This is a genomic window from Luteibacter sp. (genome assembly GCF_051958795.1).
Classification (GTDB): Bacteria; Pseudomonadota; Gammaproteobacteria; order Xanthomonadales; family Rhodanobacteraceae; genus Luteibacter.
On the sequence record NZ_JBQCFT010000240.1, the window covers coordinates 1 to 4306 of the forward strand.

Genomic DNA, 4306 nt, shown 5'->3' on the forward strand with positions numbered 1-4306 from the left:
TGTTGCTAGCACCCATCGCGCGCAAGCGCGCTCCCACAACTCTTCGGTGTTATGCGGCGAGGGCCTTGATCAGCGTTTCGGTGAATGCCGGGATGTCGTCGGGCTTGCGGCTGGTGATGAGGTTGCCGTCCTGCACCACCTGGCTGTCTTCCCAGTTCGCGCCGGCGTTGCCGAGGTCGGTTTTCAGCGACGGCCACGAGGTGACCTTCTTTCCCTTCACCAGGCCGGCATTGATCAGCGTCCATGGGCCGTGGCAGATCGCCGCCAGCGGCTTGCCTGACTCACCGAACGCCTTCACGAGGCCGACGGCCTTTTCGTCCATGCGCAGGTGATCGGGGTTGATGACCCCACCGGGCAGAACCAGCGCGTCGTACTGGCCGGCATCGGCCTTGTCCAGCGCCACGTCAACGGGCACCGACTTGCCCCAGTCCTTTTTGTCCCAGCCCTTGATCTGCTTCGCGTCACCGGGCGCGATCACGTCGACCTTCGCACCGGCTTCTTCCAGCAGGCGCTTCGGTTCGGTCAGTTCGGATTGCTCGAAGCCATCGGTGGCGAGGACGGCGATGCGGCGTCCATCCAGTCGTTTGGCGGCCATGCGGTTCTCCTGCGGGGGAAAGTCCATGCAGGATCGGCGGCGGGGGATCAGCGGGGCGTCGCGCAGGTGTCGGCGCCCCGTGTGCAAACGTGAAGAGCTCGCTCCCACAAGGGCTCGTCAGGCGGCCTTGCGCTTCGGCTTCAGCATGGTGCCGATGCAGTTGGGCGAGCCGCAGCGGCAGGCCCAGATCTTCTTCAGGCGGGCGGTGTGCGGCATGTCCAGCGTGATGCCGTAGTCGTAGACCAGCTCCTCGCCCGGGGCGATATCGCGGATCGCCTCGATCATCACCTTGTCGGTCTTCGAATCCTTGCCCGGCACGTCCTCGACGATCACCGCCTGGCAGTTCGGGTCGCAGCCGTGGTTGATCCAGCGGGCCGTGTTGCCGTGGCTGTTGCCGTCGACGATCCAGGTGTCATTGAGCGTGAACAGGAAGGTGTGGCCGGTCTCGCCGCCATCACCGTACTTCTTGTCGGCCTGGGCGTGGGTGATGCGATCGCCCTTGTACTCGACGACGTCCTCGCCAGCCTTGATGGGGGCGACGGCGAACACACCGTTGCCATGGATGGGGGAGCGGCGCGCGACGATGCGTCGGGTCATAGCGGAATAGTCGTCATGGAAGGCAAACCCGGATGATGCCTGCTCGGCCCGCGCTTGGGAACCGCGTTTCAAACGCGTCCTCGCGCTGGACGCCCGCACGGCGCTACCATCAAACGAGTGTTCGACGCCCGGAATCCATGGAATGACCTTGATGCGACGCTTGCCGATCCTGCGTGTAGCCGCGGTTGCCAGCCTTGCCCTCCTCGCCGGCTGCGGGCCGGAGAAGAAGAGCGTGTTTCCGCCCGCGGTCACGCTGCAGGAGGTGGCCGCGAAGCCGGGTAGCCCCTGGCGCCTGACGCTGCGCGTCCGCAACAACAGCTATGGAGGCATGTCCTTCGACCGCTTCCAGGGCACCCTGCAGGTCGGCCAGCTCGGCGGCGTTCTGCTCGATGCGAAGATCGACCAGGACATCCCCTCGTTCGCCGCGGACGTAACCCGCGTCGACATCCTGCCCACGCCCGACATGGCGAAGGCGCTCGCCGAGCTCGCCGGCAAGGGCAGCTCCGGCGCCCTGCCCTATGCGATCGAAGGCAGCGTGACCGCCACGCCCGAAAAAGAAGACAAGCCACGCACCTTCCCGGTGCATGGCAAGAGCTGGCTGTCGCCGGTGCCTGGCATCCCCGATACCTACCGCTCACCTTGATCCCTTTCCCTAGCCATTCCGCCAGGATCTCCATGACGATCTACAAAGCCCCGCTCAATGACATGCGCTTCGCGCTTTACGACGTGCTCGGCGCCGAAGCCGTCCTCGCCGGCCTACAGGGCGGCGAAGCGCACAACCGCGAGCTGCTCGACGCCGTGCTCGACGAAGCGGCCCGCTTCAACGAACAGGTGCTCGCCCCACTCAACGCCTCCGGCGACGCGGAAGGCTGCCACTTCGACAAGGCCACCGGCGCGGTCACGACGCCGAAGGGCTTCAAGGAGGCGTACAAGCAGTACGCCGAGGGCGGCTGGGCCGGCCTCACCGCCGATGAAAAGTGGGGCGGCCAGGCGCTGCCCGCGGTGCTCGGCGCGCTCACCAAGGAAATGATCGATTCAGCGAACCTGGCCTGGGGCATCTATCCGCTGCTCTCGCACGGCGCCACCGATGCGCTCGAGCACCACGGCGATGCCTGGCAGCAGGACACCTTCCTGAAGCCGCTGGTCGAAGGCCGCTGGACGGGCACGATGTGCCTGACCGAGCCGCAGGCCGGTTCCGATCTCGGCCTGCTGAAGACCCGCGCCGAACCCAATGGTGACGGCAGCTACAGCGTCACCGGCACCAAGATCTTCATCAGCGCCGGCGAGCATGATTTCGCCGAGAACATCGTCCACCTCGTGCTGGCCCGCCTGCCCGATGCACCGGCCGGCAGCCGCGGCATCTCGATGCTGGTGGTGCCGAAGTTCAAGGTGAATGCCGATGGCTCGCTGGGCGAGCGCAATCACGCAGCGGCTGGCGCCATCGAGCACAAGATGGGCATCAAGGGTTCCGCCACCTGCGTGATGAACTTCGACGCGGCGCAGGGCTGGCTGATCGGCCCCGCGCACAAGGGCCTCATGGCGATGTTCACCATGATGAACGCCGCGCGCCTCGCGGTGGGCATCCAGGGTCTTGCGGTCTCCGAGCGCGCTTTGCAGAACAGCCTGAATTACGCGCGCGAACGCCTGCAGATGCGCGCGCTCTCGGGCCCGAAGCTGCCGGAAAAGCCGGCCGACCCGCTTACCGTGCATCCGGATGTGCGGCGCATGCTGCTTACCCAGCGCGCCTTTGTCGAAGGCGGCCGCGTGCTCGCCGCCTACTCCGCCCTGCAGAGCGATATCGAATCCCGCGCCAGCGATGAAGCGGAACGCAAGAAGGCCGGTGAACTGCTGTCCTTCCTCATCCCGATCGCCAAGGGCCTGCTCACCGAGGCGGCGCAGGAGTGCACGAAGGAAGCGCTGCAGATCTTCGGCGGCCACGGCTTCATCGCCGAGCACGGCATGGAGCAGTTCGTCCGCGATGCACGCATCATCACGCTGTACGAGGGCACCACGCAGATCCAGGCGCTGGACCTGCTCGGACGCAAGATCGTGCAGCTGCAGGGCGCTGGCCTGAAGCATTTCCTGGGCGAGATTTCGGCGTTCTGCCACGCCAATGCCGGCAACGATGTGGTGAAGGCGTACATCGCACCGCTCGCCACCGCCGCGAAGGCCTGGGGCGACCTGACCCTCGAGATCGCGGGCAAGGCCCAGGCGAACCCCGAGGAGCTGGGTGCCGCCGCGGTCGATTACCTCTACTACTCCGGTTACATCACCCTGGCGTACTTCCTGGCCCGCAGCGTACTGGCGGCCGAAGGGTCGAGCCTGCTCAATGCCGACGGCAAGCAGGCCAAGCGCGATACGGCGAACTTCTACTTCGCCCGCATCCTGCCGCGCATCCACCTGCACAAGGCGGCGATCGACGCAGGCGTGGCGACCCTGCCAGAGGTCCTGTAAGAAAACCCGGGGCCGGGGCTTTTCCCGGCCCCGGTTCAGGTGTAGAACTGGCTGGGCCCGGACCTCCCAAGCCAACCACGGTTCCCGAAACGATGAGCGACCCAGCGTTCCTGATTCGTCTCGCCGAGAGCGACGATGATGATTTCATCCTCGGTTTGGTCCACCGGTTCATCCACTTCCCGCTGCCCAACGGCCGCACCAAGTCCGATTGCCTCAAGGGCATCGAGACCGACCTGGTGAGGCACCTGGATGAGCAGCCCTCGAACAGCTACATCTTCATCGCCGAGAACGACGAGGGCGACCAGGTGGGTTTCATCCACCTGCAGAAGACCAAGGACTTCTTCACCCACCGCGACAACTGCCATATCTCGGATATCGCGGTCGATGAGCGATACGAAGGCTCCGGCGTCGGCAAGGAGCTGCTCGACCATGCGTATCGCTGGGCGAAGGAGCACCGCTGCCAGTTCGTCACCCTGGCGGTGTTCCCCGGCAACGAGCGCGCCCGCGACCTGTATGTGAAGCACGGGTTCGATACGGACCTCGTGCGCATGGCCCGCCCGGTCCGGTAATCCACCCTTTCTGGGACAAAAAAAGGCCGCCCATTGGGGCGGCCTTTTCATTTCGCACTGAAGAACGCGACGTATCAGGCGTTGGCCTTCG

The 4306-nt window shown here is 65.5% G+C and carries 5 protein-coding genes; 3 read left to right on the forward strand and 2 right to left on the reverse strand.

What is annotated here, in order from left to right; translation table 11 throughout:
• Positions 1–49: 49 nt before the first annotated feature.
• Positions 50–595, reverse strand: a complete 546-nt coding sequence (locus ACTHLF_RS12000) for a type 1 glutamine amidotransferase domain-containing protein (protein ID WP_440327576.1) — start codon at positions 593–595, stop codon at positions 50–52.
• Between the two features lie 117 nt (positions 596–712).
• Complete coding sequence (locus ACTHLF_RS12005) at positions 713–1192, reverse strand: SET domain-containing protein (protein ID WP_440327577.1); 480 nt, start codon at positions 1190–1192, stop codon at positions 713–715.
• Between the two features lie 151 nt (positions 1193–1343).
• On the opposite strand from ACTHLF_RS12005, the gene ACTHLF_RS12010 reads away from it, so the two are divergent.
• The 3 genes from ACTHLF_RS12010 (at position 1344) to ACTHLF_RS12020 (ending at position 4215) form a co-directional block, all read left to right on the forward strand.
• Positions 1344–1835, forward strand: coding sequence for a hypothetical protein (locus ACTHLF_RS12010; RefSeq protein ID WP_440327578.1), 492 nt, complete (start codon positions 1344–1346; stop codon positions 1833–1835).
• A gap of 32 nt (positions 1836–1867) precedes the next feature.
• Positions 1868–3646 carry an acyl-CoA dehydrogenase C-terminal domain-containing protein gene (locus tag ACTHLF_RS12015; RefSeq protein WP_440327579.1) on the forward strand — a complete coding sequence of 593 codons (1779 nt, stop codon included), beginning with the start codon at positions 1868–1870 and terminating at the stop codon, positions 3644–3646.
• 92 nt (positions 3647–3738) lie between these two features.
• A complete protein-coding gene (locus ACTHLF_RS12020; RefSeq protein ID WP_440327580.1) occupies positions 3739–4215 on the forward strand; it encodes a GNAT family N-acetyltransferase in 477 nt (158 codons plus the stop codon).
• Positions 4216–4306: the final 91 nt, after the last annotated feature.

What these genes read in the sequence shown, in the direction of transcription:
- ACTHLF_RS12010 (WP_440327578.1), top strand. Translation starts at nt 1,344, where the DNA reads ATGCGACGCTTGCCGATCCTGCGTGTAGCCGCGGTTGCCAGCCTTGCC.
- ACTHLF_RS12020 (WP_440327580.1), top strand. Translation starts at nt 3,739, where the DNA reads ATGAGCGACCCAGCGTTCCTGATTCGTCTCGCCGAGAGCGACGATGAT.
- ACTHLF_RS12000 (WP_440327576.1), bottom strand. Translation starts at nt 595, where the DNA reads ATGGCCGCCAAACGACTGGATGGACGCCGCATCGCCGTCCTCGCCACC.
- ACTHLF_RS12005 (WP_440327577.1), bottom strand. Translation starts at nt 1,192, where the DNA reads ATGACCCGACGCATCGTCGCGCGCCGCTCCCCCATCCATGGCAACGGT.
- ACTHLF_RS12015 (WP_440327579.1), top strand. Translation starts at nt 1,868, where the DNA reads ATGACGATCTACAAAGCCCCGCTCAATGACATGCGCTTCGCGCTTTAC.